At 70.6% G+C, this 19075-nt stretch carries 13 protein-coding genes and 1 tRNA gene; 10 read left to right on the top strand and 4 right to left on the bottom strand.

The genetic code is table 11. The features are described from left to right. The 3 genes from Q8Q85_11605 to Q8Q85_11595 all read right to left on the bottom strand — a co-directional run. Window positions 1–779, bottom strand: a 779-nt coding sequence (locus tag Q8Q85_11605; protein ID MDP3774900.1) for a DUF72 domain-containing protein, incomplete at its 3' end; no start/stop codon positions are given. A 25-nt stretch (window positions 780–804) separates the two neighbouring features. Further along, window positions 805–2382: a M28 family peptidase gene (locus Q8Q85_11600; GenBank protein MDP3774899.1), complete on the bottom strand. Its 1578-nt coding sequence runs from the start codon at window positions 2380–2382 to the stop codon at window positions 805–807. 120 nt (window positions 2383–2502) lie between these two features. Further along, a complete protein-coding gene (locus tag Q8Q85_11595; protein MDP3774898.1) occupies window positions 2503–4137 on the bottom strand; it encodes a DUF4384 domain-containing protein in 1635 nt (544 codons plus the stop codon). Between the two features lie 149 nt (window positions 4138–4286). Here Q8Q85_11595 and Q8Q85_11590 point away from each other — a divergent pair, with 149 nt between their 5' ends. From Q8Q85_11590 to pdxA, 6 genes are read left to right on the top strand one after another with little or no spacing between them, the layout of a single operon-like run. Continuing rightward, window positions 4287–5204 carry a DUF58 domain-containing protein gene (locus Q8Q85_11590; GenBank protein MDP3774897.1) on the top strand — a complete coding sequence of 306 codons (918 nt, stop codon included), beginning with the start codon at window positions 4287–4289 and terminating at the stop codon, window positions 5202–5204. Further along, complete coding sequence (locus Q8Q85_11585; GenBank protein MDP3774896.1) at window positions 5204–7126, top strand: BatA domain-containing protein; 1923 nt, start codon at window positions 5204–5206, stop codon at window positions 7124–7126. Before Q8Q85_11590 ends, Q8Q85_11585 begins: the two co-directional genes overlap by 1 nt. A 3-nt stretch (window positions 7127–7129) precedes the next feature. After that, complete coding sequence (gene mfd / locus Q8Q85_11580; protein ID MDP3774895.1) at window positions 7130–10393, top strand: transcription-repair coupling factor; 3264 nt, start codon at window positions 7130–7132, stop codon at window positions 10391–10393. A gap of 11 nt (window positions 10394–10404) precedes the next feature. After that, on the top strand, window positions 10405–11883 hold the full coding sequence (locus Q8Q85_11575; GenBank protein MDP3774894.1) for a peptidylprolyl isomerase: 1479 nt from the start codon (window positions 10405–10407) through the stop codon (window positions 11881–11883). Between the two features lies 1 nt (window position 11884). Then, window positions 11885–13207: a peptidylprolyl isomerase gene (locus Q8Q85_11570; protein ID MDP3774893.1), complete on the top strand. Its 1323-nt coding sequence runs from the start codon at window positions 11885–11887 to the stop codon at window positions 13205–13207. A gap of 54 nt (window positions 13208–13261) precedes the next feature. Further along, window positions 13262–14206, top strand: coding sequence for a 4-hydroxythreonine-4-phosphate dehydrogenase PdxA (gene pdxA / locus Q8Q85_11565; protein ID MDP3774892.1), 945 nt, complete (start codon window positions 13262–13264; stop codon window positions 14204–14206). On the opposite strand, the gene Q8Q85_11560 is transcribed toward pdxA, so the two are convergent. Beyond that, window positions 14192–15505, bottom strand: a complete 1314-nt coding sequence (locus Q8Q85_11560; protein ID MDP3774891.1) for a hemolysin family protein — start codon at window positions 15503–15505, stop codon at window positions 14192–14194. The two genes, pdxA and Q8Q85_11560, sit on opposite strands and share 15 nt — an antisense overlap. A gap of 27 nt (window positions 15506–15532) precedes the next feature. Here Q8Q85_11560 and Q8Q85_11555 point away from each other — a divergent pair, with 27 nt between their 5' ends. The 4 genes from Q8Q85_11555 to Q8Q85_11540 all read left to right on the top strand — a co-directional run bounded on the left by Q8Q85_11555 (window position 15533) and on the right by Q8Q85_11540 (window position 18967). Then, window positions 15533–16477, top strand: a complete 945-nt coding sequence (locus Q8Q85_11555) for a cation diffusion facilitator family transporter (protein ID MDP3774890.1) — start codon at window positions 15533–15535, stop codon at window positions 16475–16477. Window positions 16478–16583: 106 nt separating this feature from the next. Beyond that, a complete protein-coding gene (gene typA, locus Q8Q85_11550; protein ID MDP3774889.1) occupies window positions 16584–18470 on the top strand; it encodes a translational GTPase TypA in 1887 nt (628 codons plus the stop codon). 46 nt (window positions 18471–18516) lie between these two features. Further along, window positions 18517–18780, top strand: coding sequence for a hypothetical protein (locus Q8Q85_11545; protein MDP3774888.1), 264 nt, complete (start codon window positions 18517–18519; stop codon window positions 18778–18780). Window positions 18781–18893: 113 nt separating this feature from the next. Then, window positions 18894–18967, top strand: a tRNA-Ile gene (locus Q8Q85_11540). Window positions 18968–19075 lie beyond the last annotated feature (108 nt).

Below are 19075 nucleotides of genomic sequence, written 5' to 3'. Positions count from 1 at the left end.
TTGGCCGGCCCCTTTCCTTCGAAGTGGTTGTTGGAGATGACGTAGACATCCTGCACTCCCTCGGCGGATGCGACGCGCTTGATGCGGTCCACCCAGGGCTCCAGCTCCTCGGCGGTGTACAGGTAATCGTAGCGCTGCGCCGAGTCCTCGTTGCGCTCGAACCAGGTGTCGTAGCGGCGGCCGTGGAAACGCACGTAACCGATCGCGCTCGTGGCCCCCGCGGTGGGCCCGATGGACTCGCCGATCACCGGCTGGTCAATGTTGGCGAAGCCGAGGCCCAGGTCCTTGAGGAGGACCGCGTACTCGTGCTTCGCCCAACCTCCATGCCGCAGCTCCACGACCACCGGCCACCCCGCCAAGTCATCGGAGAGTTTGCGGATCACGTCGCGGCTCTCGTCGGAGGGCTTGAACGACCACGGGAACTGCGCCAGCACCGCGCCGAGCCGTCCCGCCTCGCGCAGTACCTCTAGCCCCTCAGTCACCTGTTGCACGTCGCGCGCCTCCCTAGGTCCCGCTCCCCGCTCCCCGCTCCCCCCGTCGTGCGTGAACCTCTGCCACAGCTTGACCGCGAACCTGAACTCCGGATTGTGCGCCACCCGCTTCACCCACGAGGCGAAATTCCGGGGTGGTTGGGGCGCGTAGAAAGTGGAGTTGATCTCGATGGTGTCGAAGTACGAGGCCAGGTAGGCGAGGGCGTCGAAGCGGCGTCCGGCGTCCGCCGGGTAGACGTGCCCCGGCGAGTCAGCGTACGACCACCCGGCAGGGCCGGTGCGGATCATGCTCGGGCCGGGCGCGGCCGCACGGTCAGTTGCCCGCGGCCTCGACGATGCGCCGGCGGCTCTCGGGGTTCCACTGCGGCCGAGCCGTCGTGTTCGCAACGTCCAGCCCGATGTAGAAGACCATCCGGATGATCCGCGCTTCCTTCTCCGCGTCGATCTTGTCCGGAGAGTCGGTCGCCTGGTGGTAGTCGGGGTGCACCCCGTTGAAGAAGAAGAGGATCGGCACGCCCTTCCGCGCGAAGTTGTAGTGGTCGGAGCGGAAGTAGAACCGCTGGTCGGGCCACCGGTCGTCCACCAGCTGCATGTTGAGCTCGGGGTGCTCGGTAGTCACGCGGTTGGCGACCTCGCCCAGGCTCGAGTGCTCCTTGCCGATGACCACGATGGTGTCGCGCCAGTTACGGCCGATCATGTCGATGTTGAGGTCGGCCACCGTGTTGGCGAGCGGGAGCGTCGGGTGCTCGGAGTAGTACTCGCTCCCCCAGAGGCCGCGCTCCTCGCCGCTCACCGTCATGAACACCAGCGAACGCCGCGGCCGCGGGTTCATGGTGGCGAACGCCTCCGCCAGCTCGAGGACGCCGGTCGTGCCGGAGGCATTGTCGTCGGCGCCGTTGCAGGTGGAATCCGCGCCGGCGGCGCGGCACTGATAGGCATCCGCCACGGTGCCGATGTGATCCATGTGCGCCGTGAAGAAGACGTACTCGTTCCGCAGCTGCGGGTCGCTCCCCTCGAGGATGCCGATGACGTTGGGCGCCGTCTGCTCGGAGAGCACCGTGCGGCGCACGTTGATCGTGCTGGTCACGCCCCCGAGGGCGCGCACTGTCGGCGTGGCGGACGCGCGCAGCGCCGCGATGTCCTCGCCCGCCGCCTGGAGCACGCCGCGCGCGCTGCTGTCGCGCACTTCCAGCAGGGGGATCGGAGAGTCGCCTGGTTCGGCACCGCCCACCAGCTCCAGCTGCGGCGCCCGGGTGTTGCGGAGACGTACGGCGAACGACTGCGCGGAGCGATCCGAGACGATGATCCATCCCCGGGCCCCGGCCGCCGCCGCCTTCGCGAGCAGCGGGAGCATGGTCTGCGGACGTATCTGGCTCACGGACATCACGTGCAGGACGATAGCGCCGGTGAGCGACACATCGCCGAAGGGGCGCGCGGTATCAGCTGGAGCGCCGACGACCAGCACTGCCGGACCGGTGATCGGCGCCGCCGGAATCGCGCCCGCGACCAGCGCGGCGTCCCGGCCCAGGATCCAGTGGCCGTGCGCGCCGCGTCCCATCGCCATCGCGAAGGACGTGGTGTCGATCTGCGTCCGGCGGATGAGGTAGCGCTGCTGGAAGGTGCCGTTGTCGCCGCCGGGCCGCAGGCCGAATCGGCGGAACTCTCCGGCGATGTAGTCGGCGACCTGGTCGAGCTGCGGGCTCGGCGTGAGGCGCCCCCGCATCGAGTCGTCGGCCAGGATGCCGATGCGGCGCTGCACGTCGGCTGGCGTGATGGTCTCGACCGCTCGGCGCACCGCGGCCGCTGGTTCGCCGGCACGGGCGCGGGTCTGCGCTGACATTGGGGCCCCAGTCAGGGCAAGGAAGAAGAGCGGCAGCGTCGAACGTCGCATCAGTCACCTGGGTTGAGTGGTTGCAACGGGGCTACCAAAGGTAAGCGCCCGGCCGCAGACAGCTACGGCCGGGCGCTCGAGGAAGTTTCCTGCGAGGTTCTTGCTGCGGGGTACGACGTCCTACGGCCGTCTCCGGGTCAGCGTGGGACTCGGAGACCGCGGCGATTCCTGCCTGGGCGCCGGAGCGGCGCGTGGCTCGGCACGAGGCGCCGGAGCGGCGCGCGGCTCTTGCCTCGGTTCGGCGCGTGGCGCCGGAGCGGCGCGTGGCTCTTGCCTCGGCTCGGCGCGTGGCGCCGGAGCGCCGCGAGGCTCCTGCCTCGGCTCGGCTCGTGGCTGGTCGCTCGGTTCGCTTCTCGGTTCGGCACGCGGCGCCGGCCGCGAATCCGGTGCGCGCGGCTCCGGGCGTGCTTCAGGGGCACGCGGCTCTTGCCGGGGCTCCGCCTTAGGCGTTTGCGGACTGCCGCGCCACTCGGGGCGCGAGATCCCGCGGGTCACCGGCGGCTCCGAAGGCTGCGCCGGCGGCTCCCGCGGCGTGGGCCGAGTCGAGTAGGGATCGGGTGACAGTCCGCGGCGCCCGGTCTCCCGCGGTGCGACCTGGCGCGGCTGCGACGGCGCGCTCGGCGAGCCGGGGCTCGACGGCTCTTTCAGCGTGCGGCGGCGGCCGCGGTCGTCGGTCGGAGTCCCCGGGTTGACCGCGGGCGGGTTGCCGGTCGTCGCGCCACCGGGGGTGAGCGTGCGCCGACCCGGCACACCGCCGCCAATGACTGGCGTACGCTCCGCGGGCTGGCCGCCGGGTGGGGGTCCGCCACCCACCGATCCGCCATCCGTCGGAGCCAGGCGCCGGCCCGGCACGGCCACGCTGCCCACCCCGCCGATGTCCGCGCCGCGCACCCCGCGGTCCGCGGGCCGCCGCTCGCCGGTCCGGGCGTCCGCCCGGCGGTCACGATAGGCGATGCCCGGCTGCGTCTGGTCCTCACGAGCCTTGAAGACGTAGCGCCCGTCCCGCTGCCCCGGCCGCACGTAGACGACGCGCGTGCCCCCGTAGTACCGAGTCGGGTACCAGTAACTCGGGTAGAAGTAGTACGGGTCGTTGTACACGAATAGCGTGAACCGGGGGCAATAGAAGCGGTACGGGTTCCAGTAGGAATAGCCCACGTACGAGTGGCAGTCGTAACACACGAACCGCGGGTAGTCGTAGCGCTGCTCGACGTGGTACGGGAGCAAGTGGGTGTCGTAGTCCGCGTAACCCTCGGGGAGGATGCGCTGGACCAGCTCTTCGAGGGAGCTGTATGGATCGCCGTGAATGCGGCCGTCGCTCACCCGCTCCAGCTGCCAGTGATCGGCTGAGGTCCAGGGATCCCACCGGAACTGGTCCTGGGCCGCGACCGCGAACACGTAACCCACGCCCGGGTCGTCATCCACGACGAAGGCATCGCGCCGGCCGTAGTTGGGCACGTCGTAGGTGGCGCCGCCGCGAACGTAGTTGTTCTCGGACGGGACCCGCGGGAACAGGACGCGCAGGCGACCGTCCGAGTCAGCGCGCAGGATCATCACGTACGCGTCGCGCTCGGTCCGGAAGTACAGCCGCACCCGCTCGCCACGGCGGTACACCTCGCCGTGGGACGTCCAGATACGGATGCCCGGCTGGTCCCCATGCGACCAGCCCGAGAGCGACCCCCGAACCGGGGAGTCCTCCGCGCGCAACGGGAGCGCGAGCGCGGCGAGGGTGAGAGCGACGGCAGTTGGGCGTAGCATCGTAAGCCTCCGGACCCAGCGGTCCGCCAGGTCAGGGAGCAGGGAGCGTGCCAGTGGGGCCGCGTTTCACAAGTCACCGTTTTCCAAGGACTTGGCTTCATTCGACCCAAGCCCGTACCTTACGGCATGTCCTGTTTGAGTGACAGCTGATGGCCGCAACGGTGAGTGCCGGGCGGCTCGACCTGCTGGACCCGCACGAGGTGGCAAGCCTGGGCGGGATCGAGGTCGTGGCGCGAGGCGTGGTCGAGGGGTTCCTGGCCGGACTGCACCGCTCCCCGTTCCGCGGCTTCTCGGTCGAGTTCGCCGAGCACCGGCCGTACCAGCCGGGCGACGAGCTGCGCTACCTGGACTGGAAGATCCTCGGCCGTCGGGATCGCCTCTACGTGAAGCAGTACGAGGAGGAGACGAACCTCCGTGCGACGATCGTGCTCGACGTCTCGCGCTCCATGGCGTGGACGGGCGATGCCGGGAAGCGGCTGACCAAGTTCGACTACGCGTCGCGGCTCGCGGCGGCGCTCGCGCTCATCCTGCTCCGCCAGCGCGACGCGACGGGACTCATCGCGTTCGACGACACGATCCGGGCGGTGATCCCCCCCCGCGCGCGGTCCGGCCAGTGGCACCTCGTGGTGCGCGAGCTGGCGGCTCTGGCGCCCGGCGGCCGCACGGTGGCCGAGGGAGCGTTGCGCCGGGTCACGGACCTGCTCAGGCGCCGCGGGATGGTGATCTTCGTCTCCGACCTCCTGGTCGAGCGCGAGCTGGTGCTTCACGCGCTGCGTTACCTGCGGCATCGCGGCCATCAGGTCACCGTCTTCCACGTCATGGACCCCTCGGAGGTAGAGTTCTCCGGTCCACGGGAAGCGCGTTACGTGGATCCGGAGACCGGTGAGAGCATCGTGACGGCCGCGCGCGACCTGAGGCGCGAGTACCGCGCCACGGTGGACCGAGTGGTCGCGGCCTGGCGGCGCGCCTGCCGCTCCAGCGGGATCGGATACCACCGCGTCACCACCGAGACGCCGTTCGGCCACGCGCTGCGCCACGCGGCGGAGGGGCGCGCCCGACTGGGCTGATGTTCTTCCTCCACCCTCTCGCCCTTCTGGGGCTCACGGCCGCGCTCGTCCCGCCCCTGCTGCACCTCTTCCAGCGCCGGCGCCCGCCCGACGTCGTATTCCCGGCGGTGCGCTATCTGCGCCAGACGGAGCGCGAGGCGCAGCGCTCCATCCGGCTGCGGCATCTTCTCCTCATGATCCTGCGCATGCTGGCCGTGGTGCTGCTGGTCTCGGCCGCGGCGCGGCCGGTGGTGCCGGGCGGCTCGGGCGTCCTGCACGAGCCCACCGCGCTCGCGATCGTCCTGGACAATTCACTTTCCTCCGGCGCGATCGCGGGCGGCTCGCGGGTGCTCGACGACCTCGCGCTGCGCGCCCGGGAGACGCTGCGCGCCGCCCAGTCCGGCGATGCGGTATGGCTGATCGGCGCGGACGGCCTGGCGCGGCGCGGCACGCCCGCCGAGCTGCTCGAGGTGGCGTCGTCGCTGAGGCCCGAAGCGCGGCGTCTTGACGTCGGCGCGAGCATTGGCACTGCGGCAAGGCTTATTGCGACGGCTGGATATGCAAGGGGCGAGATACATGTACTCAGTGACTTGCAGGCGACGGCTTTGGAAACAGGTGAGAAAGGTGAGAGAGGGGAGATAGGGGAGAGAGGTGAGAGAGGTGAGATAGGGGAGAGAGGGGGCCGCGACAGTGTGGCGGCGGGACTCCCCATCCTCTTCTACCATCCGGCCGCGGAGCCGCCGGAGAACCGGGGTGTCGTTGCGGCGCGGGCGGTGCCGTCGATCTGGCTTGCGGGGACCGGCGGCGTCACCGCGCGCGTGGGCGGTGCGACGTCGAGTGGTGACGCCCGCGCGAGCGTGACGCTCACGATGGAGGGGCGCACCGGTGGGCGTGCCCTCGCCACGGCCGGCGACGCAGTGGCGCTGAGCGCGCCGAAGGTGGAGCCCGGCTGGCGGAGCGGAGAGGTGACTCTCGATCCCGACGAGCTGCGCGCCGACGACCGCCGTCCGTTCGCGGTGCGCGTCGTGCCTCCCGCGTCGGTCACGATCGTGCAGGGCGCGGACCTGGGGCCGTTCCTGACCGAGGCGCTCGCGGTGCTGGTCGAGGGCGGGCAGGTGCGCCGCGGCGGTGACGCCTCCGGCGCGGTCCGCATCGGCGGAGTGACGCACACCGGGGCGGGCGTCGTGTTCCCTCCGGCGGACCCGGTCGCGCTGGGCGCAGTGAATCGCGCCCTTGCCGCTGCAGGCGTGCGCTGGCGGTTCGGCGCGCGGGTGGAGGGCGAGGACACGATCGCCGCCCCCCTCGTGCCGGAGCTGGCCGGTGCGCGCGCGATGCGTCGTTACCGGCTCGAGCCGCGTACGGCGGACGCCGATCGCGAGGTCCTCGCGCGGGCCGGCGGTGAGCCGTGGCTGGTGCGCGAGGGTCGAGCGGTGGTGGTCGGGAGTCGCGTCGTCCCCGAAGAGACCAACCTTCCGCTGCTCGGGGTCTTCGTGCCCTTCGTGGACGCGCTGGTCAACCGGATCGCGCGTGGGGAGGCTGGGATACTGGAGGCCGCACCAGGCGATCCCGTCGAGCTGCCCGCCAACGCCACCGCGCTCGGGCTGGCGCAGGACTCGGCGCAGGCAGTGGAATCGGGAGCCATCGTGACCGCGCCGCGGGTGCCGGGCCTCTACCCGCTGCTCGCCGGCGCGGACACCGCCGGAATACTGGTCGTCGCGCCCGACCCGCGTGAGTCCGACCTCCGCCGTGCCGACGCCGCGACGCTGCGCGCGCGCTTCAAGGGAGCGCGGGTCACGGTGACGGGCGATGCGCGCGAATACGGATCGCTGCGTTTCCGCGGCGCGGGTCGGAGCGAGCTGACGGGTTGGCTCCTCGCCGGCGTGCTGCTGGTGTTGCTGGTGGAGGCCGGGCTCGCTACCGGCGGCCTCAGCCGCTCCGCCTGACCGATGCCGCTTCCACGGCTGATCGCGGCCTTCCGCGCCCTCCCCGGCTTCGCAGACCTCGCGGGGGCGGTCCGCGCGCCCCGCGCCCGAGCATCGCTCGGCCCGCTGGCCGGATCGTCGGGGGCGCTGCTGGTCGCCGCCCTCGCCGAAGCGCAGCCTTCGCAGCTGTTCGTAGTGATCGCGGGCGCGCCCACCGATGCCGAGCGGTGGCTCGCGGACCTGGCGGTGCTGATGCCGGAGGACCGGATCGCGCTCTACCCGCAGCGGGAGGCGCTGGGGGAGGACGAGCCGCACTACGAGATCGCGGGCGAGCGGGTGGAGACGCTGGAGCAGCTCACGCGCGGCGCGCTCCAGGTGCTCGTCACGACGGCCCGCGCGACCCAGGAGCGCACCCTGATGCCGGCGGCGCTGCAGGCGTCGCGTCTCGAGCTGGCGAAGGGCGTCCCGTTCCGCGAGGCGGTCAGGCGGCTCGAGCAACTGGGTTATGGGCGCGTGCCGCAGGTCGTCGACGTGGCGCAGTTCGCGGTCCGCGGCGGCATCGTGGACGTTTACGGCTTCGGGATGGCGCAGCCGGCGCGCGCCGAGTACTGGGGCGACGAGATGGTCGCGCTGCGCGCGTTCGACCTCTCCACCCAGCGCGGCAGCGGCGACCTGGAGAGGGTGACGGTCCTGCCCTCGAACCCGCACGCGGCGCTCTCGGAAGGCGAGAAGATCCGCTGCACGCTCCTCGAGCTGCTGCCCTCCGGCGCGTTGCTCGTCGAGGAGCGACCGATCGAGTTCGAGCCCGAGGTCCAGCGCGCGTGGGACGAGGCGGAACACCACGCGGAGATCGCGCGCCGCCTGGGCGAAGACGTCCCTCCACGCGCCGACCTCCTGACGGCGCCGGACGCCTGGCGCGCCGGGCGCGCGTCGTTCGCCAGGCTGGAGCTCGGCGCCACGGCGCCCACCCACCGGCTTCCCGTCACGCCGCCGCCCGAGATCGCCCGGGACCTGGCGCGGGTCCTTCCGCCGGTTGGGAGCGAGACCCTGGTGCTGTGCGACAACGAGGGGCAGCTCGAGCGCCTCGAGGAGCTGTTGGCCGAGGGCGGCCGGCGCTTCCCGGAGCGCCTCACCCTGGCGATCGGCGCGCTGGACGGCGGCTTCTCGCTGCCGGGGCTCTTCGCGCTCACCGACCACGAGATCTTCCGCCGCGCGCGCCGCATCCGCCGACCGCGCCGGTACCGGACGGCGCCGCCGGCCGGCCTCAGCGGCGCGCTCCAGCCCGGCGACGTCGTCGTGCACCTGGAACACGGCATCGGGATCTACCGCGGCATCCAGACCATCACCGTGGCCGAAGCGACGATGGAGGTCGCGGTCGTCGAGTACGAGGGCGGCGACCTGCTCCAGGTGCCGCTGTACCGGATCGATCAGCTCGAGCGCTATCGCAGCGTGGAGGTGGAGACCGGTGACGCGCCGCCTCCCAGACTCCACAAGCTGGGCGCCGGAAAGTGGAAGCGGTTGCGCGCCCAGGCGGAGGAGTCGGTCCGGAAGATGGCGGCCGAACTGCTCGACCTGTACGCGCACCGCAAGCTCGCGGTGGGCTTCGCCTTCCCGCCCGACACGCGCTGGCAGCGGGAGCTGGAGTCGGCCTTCCTGTACGAGGACACGCCGGACCAGCGCAAGGCGACGCTGGACGTGAAGGCCGACATGGAGCGGCCGCGTCCGATGGACCGTTTGGTGATCGGAGACGTGGGCTACGGCAAGACCGAGATAGCGGTGCGGGCCGCGTTCAAGGCGATCCAGGCGGGGAAGCAGGTCGTGGTCCTCGCGCCGACGACCATCCTCGTGGAGCAGCACGGGCGCACCTTCGGCGAGCGCCTGGCCGACTACCCGGTGCATTTCGCGATGCTCTCACGGCTGCACGGGCCGAAGGAGCAGCGGGCGATCCTGGCCGGTCTCGCCGGGGGCACGATCGACCTCGTCATCGGGACGCATCGCCTGCTCTCGCCCGACGTGATCTTCAAGGACCTTGGCCTGGTGGTGGTGGACGAGGAGCACCGGTTCGGCGTGGAGCACAAGGAGCGTCTCAAGAAGCTGCGGCTCCAGGTGGATGTGCTCACGCTCACGGCCACGCCGATACCGCGGACGCTGCAGCAGAGCCTGGCGGGGCTGCGCGACCTCACCCTGATCGAGACCCCGCCGCGCGACCGGTCGCCGGTGGTGACGTTCGTGGAGCCGTGGGACGACGAGCTGCTCGAGGAGGCGATGGCGCGGGAGTTGGACCGCGGGGGACAGGTGTACGTGGTCCACAACCGGATCGAGACGCTGGAGACGATCGCGGAGCGGATCCGGCGCCTGGCGCCGCGATCGAGCGTCGGCGTGGCGCACGGGCAGATGCGGCCGCACGACCTCGACGCCATGATGCGGCGGTTCGTCTCCGGCGACCTGGGTGTCCTGTGCTCGACGATGATCGTCGAGTCGGGGTTGGACGTGCCGAACGCGAACACGATGATCGTGCATGACGCCCAGCAGTTCGGGCTGGCGCAGCTCTACCAGTTGCGGGGGCGGGTGGGCCGGAGCCACCGCCGTGCTTACTGCTACCTCGTCGTGCCCGACGACGTGGACGGGGCGGCGGAGGCGCGGCTCCAGACGCTGGCGCACCACACGGAGCTGGGCGCCGGCTACCGGATCGCGATCAAGGACCTGGAGCTCAGGGGGGCGGGTAACCTGCTGGGCGCGGAGCAGACGGGGTTCGCCCTGTCGGTGGGTGTCGACGTGTACCTGAGGATGCTGGAGGACACCGTTCGCGCGCTGAAGGGGGACGGGGGAGCCGTCGCCTATCCGCCTCCCGAGATCGTCCTGGAGCGGGCGGCGTTCCTGCCCGACGACTATGTGGCGGAGGACGCGGCCAAGCTCGACCTGTACCGGCGGCTGGCGCGGAGCGTTTCATCAGGTGAAATTGACGAGTTGCGGGCGGAAATGGCCGACCGGTTCGGTCGGCTGCCCCCCGAGGCCGAGGCGCTCGTCGCGCTCACCCAGCTGCGGGTGATCGGCGCGCGTCTCGGCCTCGAAACGGTTCTGGCGCGCGGGAACGAGGCTCGCCTGGTGTTCCGCGCCGGGGCCTCGCCGAGGCTCGCGCGACTCACCGCGGCGATGGACGAAGTCCAGTTCGCCGCCGATGTGCGCCGGGCATCGCCGCTGGTGCTGCGGCTCGAGCGGCTCGGCGGGATGCCGCTGCTGGCAGGCCTGGTGCGCGCCTTGTCGCGCGCCGTATCCGATACCAACTGACAGGAGAACGCATGTTTCGCCGCCTTGCGGTGCTTTCGCTCTGCCTTTCCCTGACCGGCTGCTCCGGCCTGCGCGACGCCATCACGGCGCACCAGGACGTCGTGGCTCGCGCGGCGGGCCAGCAGCTCACGGTGAATCAGCTGGCGCAGATCATCGCGCCGACCAAGTCGGTGCCGCTGCGCCGCGACGTCGTCGACCGGATCGCAGACCTGTGGGTGGACTACCAGCTGCTCGCTTGGGCGATAGGGAGCGGCGACAGCCTGCTGGACAGCGCGACGGTCCTCGCCGCCATGTGGCCGGAGGTGTCGCAGCGCCTGGCTGACCGGCTGCACGACTCGGTGATCGTGCGGCGGGCGCAGCTCACCGGCCCTCAGGTGGATAGCGCCTACAACGTCGGCGAGGTCAGGTGGATCTACCACATCCTGGTGGCTGTGAAGCAGGACACCACCGCCAACGTGAAGGCGGCCAAGCGGCGGCAGGCGGAGGGTTATCTCGCCCAGATCCAGCGCGGCGCCGAGTTCCAGGCGCTGGCGGCACAGCACTCGGAGGATCCCGGCTCGGGCTCCTCCGGCGGCTCGCTGGGCCTGGTCGGCCGCGGGCAGATGGTGAAGCCGTTCGAGGACGCGGCCTTCGCGCTTCAGCCGGGCCAGACTTCCGGGATCGTCGAGACCGCGTTCGGCTACCACATCCTGTGGCGGCCCGCGCTGGAGACGGTACGGGACAGCTTCAGCATGCGGATCAAGGATATCGTCGTGCTGCGGCTCGACTCGCTCTACCTCGACAGCCTGACCAACCGGACGGACGTCAGGGTCCGTGGCTCGGCGCCGGCCATCGTGAGGGGCGCGGCCGAGAACCTTCGTGCCGCGAAGGATCGTTCGCGCGTGGTGGCGACCTACCGCGGCGGGCGGCTGCGCGAGAGGGACTTCGCGCGGTGGCTCCAGGCCTTCCCACCGCAGACTCGCGGCATGGTGATGCAGGCGCCTGACTCCATGATCATCGAGTTCGTCAAGAGCATCACGCGCAACGACATGCTGCTTCGTGCCGCGCAGGCGAGGCACTACCGGCTCACGCCTCAAGAGAGCGACTCGATCCGGGAATCGTTCCGGCGCGACCTGGCGCTCCTGACGAACACCGTGGGCGTTTCGGCGGAGTCGCTCGCTTCGGACAGCTCGGCACGCGGCGACCGCCGCGCCGCGGCGGGCCATCGGGTGGACGCCTACTTCGCGGCGATCACCTCCAACCCGCCGCGGCGCCAGTTCTTCGAGGTGAAGCCGTTCCTCGCGGACCTGCTGCGAGAGCGGTTCCGCTGGAGCGTTTCCGCCGCGGGGGTCGACCGGGCCCTCGAGCGCGCGAAGGAACTGCGCGGCCCGGAGACGCCGCAGGGCGTGCCAGGGGGAATGACGCCGGTGCCGGGCGGACCTCCGGTCGGCCCGCGTCCCGCCGGGCCTCCCGTTGGGCAGCCTCGCCCGCCCGTGCCAGCCCGGCCGTAGCATGAGAAGCGTGGCGCTCGCGGCGACGGCGGTGGCGGCCCTCGTGGCCGCCGCCCCGTTAGGCGCGCAGGGGCCCGGACCGCGGGAGCTGCTGGACCGGGTGGCCGCCATCGTCGGCGAACGGATGATCCTGCTCTCAGAGATCGACGACGAGATCTACCAAAGGCGGTCCGAAGGGGCTCAGGTGCCGGAGGACTCCGCCGCCTTCAAGGCGCTGCGCCGACAGGTCCTCGAAACGCTGATCGACGAAGAAGTCGTCTATCAGCGGGCCCGGCGCGACACCACCATCAGCGTCACTGATGCGGAGGTGCAGAGCGCCGTGGAGCAGCAGGTCCGCGACGTCCGCGCCCGGTTCACCAGCGACACGGAATTCCGGGCGCAGCTGCGCGCGGCCGGATACGGCACGCCGGAGGAGTATCGCCGCTTTCTGGGCGACCAGCAGCGCCGCGCCGAATACCAGCGCCGCTACATCGACCGGTTGCGCCAGGAGGGGAAGCTGCGGAGCGGGCCGGTCACCGAGGTGGAGCTCAGGCAGGCCTTCGACGCGGTCCAGCAGGGCGGGACCAGGCGGCGTCCACCCACCATCACGTTCCGGCAGATCGTGGTCGCGCCCGTGCCCTCGCCCTCGGCCCGCGCGGCCGCGCGCGCGGAGGCGGAGTCGGTGCTGGCCGAGATCCGGCGCGGCGCGGACTTCGCGACGGCGGCGCGTGGTTTCTCGGACGACCCCGCCTCGCGGGAGCAGGGCGGTGACCTCAACTGGTTCCGCCGCGGGATGATGGTGCGGGAGTTCGAGGACGTCGCGTTCCGTCTCCGTCCCGGACAGGTCTCCGACGTCGTGGTGACGCAGTTCGGCTATCACATCATCCAGGTCGATCGCATCCAGCCCGCCGAGATCAAGGCCCGGCACATCCTCTTCACCCCGGCGATCTCCGACAGTGAGCTGGCGGCGGCGCGACGCATCGCCGACACGGTAGCGGTGCGGCTGCGCGGGAATGCGAGCTTCGATTCCCTGGCGCGCCTCTTCGCCGACACGTCGGAGCCGCGCGTCGTCGGGCCCCTCGACCGCAGCCAGCTTCCGGCGCCCTTCGTCCAGGCGTTCGAGGGCGCGGCGGCGGGCGAGGTGGTGGGGCCGTTCGCAATGAGCCCCGAGACACCGGCCCGCTCCAGGTTCGCCGTCGCCGAGGTCACGGACGTGCAGCCGGAACGCCCGTTCAACTTCGAGGAAGTGCGCGAGCGGCTGCGTGCCGACGTCCAACAGGAGAAGGCGATCCGCGAGTTGCTGCAGACGCTGCGGCGGCAGGTGTACGTGGACATCAGGCTGTAACCCGGAATTGAGTTGGCAGAGTTGCAGGTGTAGCAGAGTTGCAGAGTTGCGGAGTTGCAGCGGTTCGCAGGGTACAGTGTACAGGAGACGGTCATCCCCACTCCACGTCTGGCCATCACCACCGGTGACCCCCGCGGCATCGGCGCCGAGGTCGTGGCCGCGGCGCTACCGGCGCCTGAGGCTGAGTGCGTGGTCGTCGGCCCGGACGACGTGATCGCGGGCATCGCCGCCGCCCGGCAGGTAGGCGTCGGGGTCTGGGACGGAGGTGAGAGCGATCCACTGGTGCGGGCCGGACGCCTGACGGGGCGCGCGGTGGAAGAGGCGGTGCGGCTCTGGAAGGCGGGAGAGGTGGACGCGATCGTCACGGCGCCGGGCGACAAGCGGGCGCTCAACGCCGCCGGCTACCGCTTCCCCGGTCACACCGAGCTGCTGCGGGAGCTCACCGGTGCGAAACAGGCCGCGATGATGCTCGCGTCGGACCGCCTGCGCGTGGTGCTGGTGACGACGCACCTGGCGTTGCGCGATGCCCTCTCCATCCTCACTCCCGAACGCATCGTCGCGATCGGGGAGATCGCGCGGCAGGGGCTGCGCGACTGGTTCGGGATCGCCGAGCCTCGGCTCGCGCTCTGCGCGGTGAACCCGCACGCCGGCGAGGGCGGACTCTTCGGCAACGAGGACGACCGGATCCTTCGGCCCGCGGCGGAGACGCTCGGCATCCCGGGGCCGCTGCCGGCCGACACCGTGTTCGTGCGCGCCATGCGCGGGGAGTTCGACGCGGTGCTGGCTCCTTACCACGACGTGGGGATGACGGCGATCAAGGTCGCGTCGTTCGGCCACGCCGTGAACGTCACTCTGGGACTGCCGGTTCCGCGTACTTCGCCGGACCACGGCACTGCTACGGACATCGCTGGGAAGGGTGTCGCGGATCCGTCGTCCATGAGGGAGGCCGTTGCGCTCGCCGCGGCAATAGTGCGCAGGTTGGGATCACGGCTTCTGTAACTTCGCCTCCGCCACTCTTCTACCGTCCATCGTAGTAACCTCAAAAACCCCGCCTTCAACTTCGATCCGGTCCCCCACCTTGGGAAGCCGTCCCAGCGCGCCGAAGAGGTACCCTCCCAGGGTGCTGTAATCGTCGCTTTCGAGCCGGACCCCGCCGCGCTCGCTCACGTCGGTCAAGGCGGCGTCGCCGGCGAAGGTGGTGCTCCCCGCGGCCGCGGGCGCCGCGGCGCGCCGCGGCCGGTCGTACTCGTCCTCGATCGGTCCGACGATCTCCTCCAGCAGGTCCTCCATCGTCACCAGCCCCGCCGTGCCGCCGTACTCGTCGAGCACGATGACCAGGTGCGTCTTGAGCAGCTTCATGTCGGCGAGCACGTCCTCGACCTCGCGCGAGCCGGGGACGAAGTGGGCGGGCCGGAGCAGGCTTTCGAGGCTCGCGGGCTCGCCGGCGCTGCGGATCGCGGCGAGGATGTCCTTGGCGTGGACGATGCCGGCGATGTCGTCGAGCGAAGCGCGGAACACCGGGTAGCGGGACCGTCCGGCGGCCGCGATCCGGTCGGCGGCCTGGGCCGGAGTCTCGTCCACCGGGATCGCGACTATCTCGGTGCGGGGCGTCATCACCGCGCGCGCGTTCTTCTCCGAGAACTCGAAGACGCCGGCGAGGAGCCGCGCGTCGTCGCGCTCGAGCTTCCCGGCGCGCTGGCTCTGGTCGACCAGCATCCGGATCTCCTCGGGCGAGTGGACCCGCTCGTGCTCGCCGGGCGTCTTCATCCCCAGGAGGCGGATCACCGCGTTCGCCGTGCCGTTCAGCAGCCAGATGAAGGGGTTGGTCGCCACCGCGAACACGATGAGCGGGCCGGCGACCCAGCGGCTGGTGTCCTCCGGGTGCAGCAGCGCCAGCGTCTTGGGGGCGAGCTCGCCCAACACAATGTGCAGGAAGGTGATGAAGGCGAAGGCGATGGTGCTGGCGACGCCGTGGGTGAGGACCGCGTCCAGCGGCGCGGGCAGCCGCGCGAACAGGACCTCGATGGTCCCCGCCACTGCAGGCTCGCCCACCCAGCCCAGTCCCAGGCTGGCCAGGGTGATGCCGAGCTGGGTGGCGCCGATGTACCGGTCGAGCGTCTGGATGGCGCGCCGCACCAGCTTGGCTTTTGTGTCGCCGCGGCGTATCATCGCCTCTATGCGGGTGCGGCGCGACGCGACCAGCGCGAACTCGGCGGCGACGAAGAACGCGTTCGCCAGCACCAGCAGCAGGACGAGGCCGAGCCGCCAGAGGATGGAGGAGAGGGAAACGCCGTCCATGGGACACCCAAACTACACGGGGCAGGGGTGACACGCACGCCGGCCGTAGCGGCGGCCGCGGCGGCCGCGGCGGCGCCGGCGGCGCCGGCGGCGCCGTGCGTGCACCGTCCGGAGCGGGGGCGGAGCAACCGCGCCCTCGGCTGGGCGCTCGTGATCACGGTGCTATTCACGGTCGTGGAAGCGGTCGGCGGGTTCGTCTCGGGGTCGCTCGCGCTGCTCGCCGACGCGGGGCACATGCTGACCGACGCCGGCGCCCTGGCCCTCTCGCTCTTCGCGGCCCGGATCGCGGCGCGGCCCCCGAGCGCGGGCAAGACCTACGGCTGGTACCGGGTCGAGATCCTCGCCGCGCTGGTGAACGGAGCGGTCCTGCTGGTCGTCACGGGGTGGATCGTGATCGAGGCGGTCCGGCGGCTGGCGGAGCCGGCCCCGATCAGACCGGGCATCCTGTTCACGGTCGCGACCCTGGGGCTCGCCGCCAACCTGGCGGCCATGGTGCTGCTGCACCGCGGCAAGGGCGAGAGCCTCAACGTCCACGGCGCCTACCTGCACGTGCTCAGCGACATCGTCGGCTCGCTGGGAGCGATCGCCGCGGGCGCCGTGATCCTCGCCACCGGCTGGCTCGCCGCCGACCCTCTTATCTCGATCGGGCTTTCGCTGCTGCTCCTGGCGAGTGCTTTGCGCCTGGTGCGGAAGTCGGTGGACGTGCTCCTCGAGGCGGCCCCGGCCCACGTCTCGATGCCGGAGCTGGAGGCGGCCATCGCGGCGGTGCCCAACGTGCGCGGCGTGCACGACCTTCACGTGTGGACTGTCAGCAGCGGGATCGTGGCGATGAGCGGGCATGCCACTGTGCCGGACCCGGGGCAGCATCAGAGTGTGCTGGAGGAGATCACCCGGCGCGTGAAGGATTTCGGGATCCAGCATGTGACCGTCCAGCTGGAAAAAGAGGAGATTTGTGACGACGTGATGAGGTGACCTCCAGCCCCTTGCCGCCGTCCCGGGGCCCCACTACCTTGCCGCACGCCGACACCCAACACCTGAAACCGGACACCGTCTTTCTCGCGAAGTAGGCTCCTTCCCAGTGCAGATCCGCAACATCGCTATCATCGCCCACGTGGACCACGGCAAGACGACGCTGGTGGACCAGATGCTTCGCCAGGCGGGTGTTTTCCGGGTCGGCCAGCAGGTGATGGAGCGCGTCATGGACTCCAACCCGCTGGAGCGTGAGCGGGGCATCACCATCCTCGCCAAGAACACGGCGGTGCGCTGGGGCGACGTCAAGATCAACATCGTGGATACGCCCGGGCACGCCGACTTCGGGGGCGAGGTCGAGCGCATACTCAAGATGGTGAACGGCGTGCTGATCCTGGTGGACGCCGCCGAAGGTCCCATGCCTCAGACGCGCTTCGTGACCCGGAAGGCGCTCGCCTTGGGGCTCCGGCCCATCGTCATCATCAACAAGATCGACCGGCAGGACGCCGAGCCGCTAAGGGTGCACGACGAGGTGCTCGACCTGCTCATAGACCTCGAGGCGTCGCCCGAGCAGCTGGACGCGCCCTTCCTCTACGCGAGCGGCCGGCATGGGGTGGCGTTTCACGAGCTTCCGGGGGGAGCGGGGAGCGGGGAGCGGGACCATTCGGGGCATGCCTGGCCTTCGGGCGCAGACCTCACGCCGCTCTTCGAGGCCATCATCGCGCACGTGCCGCCGCCGGTCGCCGCCCTGGGGCCGTTCCAGATGCTGGTCTCGACCATAGACCACTCGCCGTACGTGGGGCGGATAGCGATCGGGCGGATCCTGCGCGGGACGATGCGGGTGGGCGACACCGTTGCGCTCCTGCCGCTGGGCGAGCCGGGAAGGGTGGCGGAGGGAACGTTCCCTCGCGTGAAGGTCCAGAAGCTGCACGGCTTCGAGGGACTGGCGCGGGTCGAGATCGAGGCAGCGAGCGCGGGCGAGATCGTCGCCCTGTCGGGGCTCGAGGGCGTCGAGATCGGCATGACGGTGACCGACCCCGAGGCGCCGGACCGGGTGGAGGGGATCGCCGTGGAGGAACCGACGATCGCGGTGGACTTCGTCGTGAACAGCGGCCCCTTCGCGGGTCGCGACGGGAAGTACATCACCAGCCGGCAGCTGCGCGAGCGGCTGTTCCGCGAGGTGGAGAAGAACGTCTCGCTGAAGGTGGAGGAGACCGACTCTCCCGACACGTTCAAGGTCTCGGGGCGCGGAGAGCTGCACCTGTCCATCCTCATGGAGACGATGCGGCGCGAGGGCTACGAGTTCCTGGTCTCGCGGCCGCGGGTGATCACCCACGAAGGGACTGACGGGCAGCTGCTCGAGCCTTACGAGGAACTGATGATAGACGTGCCCGAGGCGTTCGTGGGCATCGTCATGGAGAAGCTCGGCCCGCGCCGCGCCGAGCTCTTGGAGATGAAGAACCCCGGGATGGGGATGGTGCGGATGAGTTTCCGGATCCCGGCGCGCGGGCTGTTCGGCTACCGGTCGGACTTCCTGACCGACACCCGTGGAACCGGGGTCATCCATCACCGGTACCTGGAGTACGGCCCCTGGGCGGGCCCCTTGCAAGGACGGACCCGCGGTGTGATGGTGAGCATGGTGCAGGGCGAGGTAGTGGGGTACGCCCTTTTCAACTTGCAGGAGCGGGGGGTGTTGTTCGTGGGTCCTGGGGAGGCGGCGTACGAGGGGATGGTGGTGGGCGAGCACTGCCGGCCGGGGGACCTGGACGTGAACCCGGCCAAGGGGAAGAAGCTCACCAACATGCGGGCTTCCGGGTCGGACGAGAACGTCTTGCTTGAACCGCCGAGGGCGGTTACCCTGGAACTCGCACTCGAGTACATCGAGGACGATGAGCTGATCGAGGTCACGCCGAAGGCGATCCGCCTTCGCAAGCGGGCCCTGGGCCAGAACGAGCGCAGGAAGATGAATCGGGCCGCGCGGGCGGCGGCCGAATGACGTCGGGTAGCGTTGAAACGGGCTGGAACTTTTTCTGGAGGCAGCAATGACCCGGCAGAGGGCGTCGGAACCGCGTACCACGCAGCGCGGGCGCCGCACCGACGAAGAGGAAGAGGAGTTCGAGGGTCTGGAAGACTTCGAAGAGGACGATGAGTTCAAGGACGAGGGCCTGGACGACGACGAGGCCGAGGACGAGGTCGACGAAGAAGAGGACTACGAGGACTACGACGACTTCGACGAGGAGTTCGATGACGACGGCGAGCCTCGGCGCGGCGGTGGTGGACGGCCGAAGCGGGAGTGGGGGGAGTGACCAGGACAGCCGTTGGCCGTTAGCCGTTGGGGGGCGCGAGGCGGCCGGCGTCGGCGAAGCGGAGGTCCAACGGTGATTCGGAGGTCCAACGGCCAACTTAACGGCCGTTTCCCGGGCCTGTAGCTCAGGTGGTTAGAGCGCACGCCTGATAAGCGTGAGGTCGGTAGTTCAACTCTACCCATGCACATCAAGACCATTTCGCAGACGCCGCAGACGCCAAGGCAAGCAGGAGACGCCCCGTTAGAGGGCTTACTCGGGCGGGGCGTGGTGTTTCAGTCTCAACAGGATCATGTCC

This window comes from Gemmatimonadales bacterium (assembly GCA_030697825.1).
Taxonomy (GTDB): Bacteria; Gemmatimonadota; Gemmatimonadetes; order Gemmatimonadales; family JACORV01; genus JACORV01.
The sequence above is the reverse complement of the archived record's forward strand: the minus strand, read 5'-3'. Positions and strand labels throughout refer to the sequence as shown.

Bases quoted from the DNA above. Each gene is read 5' to 3' on its own strand.
- Q8Q85_11595 (MDP3774898.1), bottom strand. From the start codon at position 4,137: ATGCTACGCCCAACTGCCGTCGCTCTCACCCTCGCCGCGCTCGCGCTC.
- Q8Q85_11585 (MDP3774896.1), top strand. From the start codon at position 5,204: ATGTTCTTCCTCCACCCTCTCGCCCTTCTGGGGCTCACGGCCGCGCTC.
- mfd (MDP3774895.1), top strand. From the start codon at position 7,130: ATGCCGCTTCCACGGCTGATCGCGGCCTTCCGCGCCCTCCCCGGCTTC.
- Q8Q85_11600 (MDP3774899.1), bottom strand. From the start codon at position 2,382: ATGCGACGTTCGACGCTGCCGCTCTTCTTCCTTGCCCTGACTGGGGCC.
- Q8Q85_11570 (MDP3774893.1), top strand. From the start codon at position 11,885: ATGAGAAGCGTGGCGCTCGCGGCGACGGCGGTGGCGGCCCTCGTGGCC.
- Q8Q85_11590 (MDP3774897.1), top strand. From the start codon at position 4,287: ATGGCCGCAACGGTGAGTGCCGGGCGGCTCGACCTGCTGGACCCGCAC.
- Q8Q85_11545 (MDP3774888.1), top strand. From the start codon at position 18,517: ATGACCCGGCAGAGGGCGTCGGAACCGCGTACCACGCAGCGCGGGCGC.
- Q8Q85_11575 (MDP3774894.1), top strand. From the start codon at position 10,405: ATGTTTCGCCGCCTTGCGGTGCTTTCGCTCTGCCTTTCCCTGACCGGC.
- Q8Q85_11560 (MDP3774891.1), bottom strand. From the start codon at position 15,505: ATGGACGGCGTTTCCCTCTCCTCCATCCTCTGGCGGCTCGGCCTCGTC.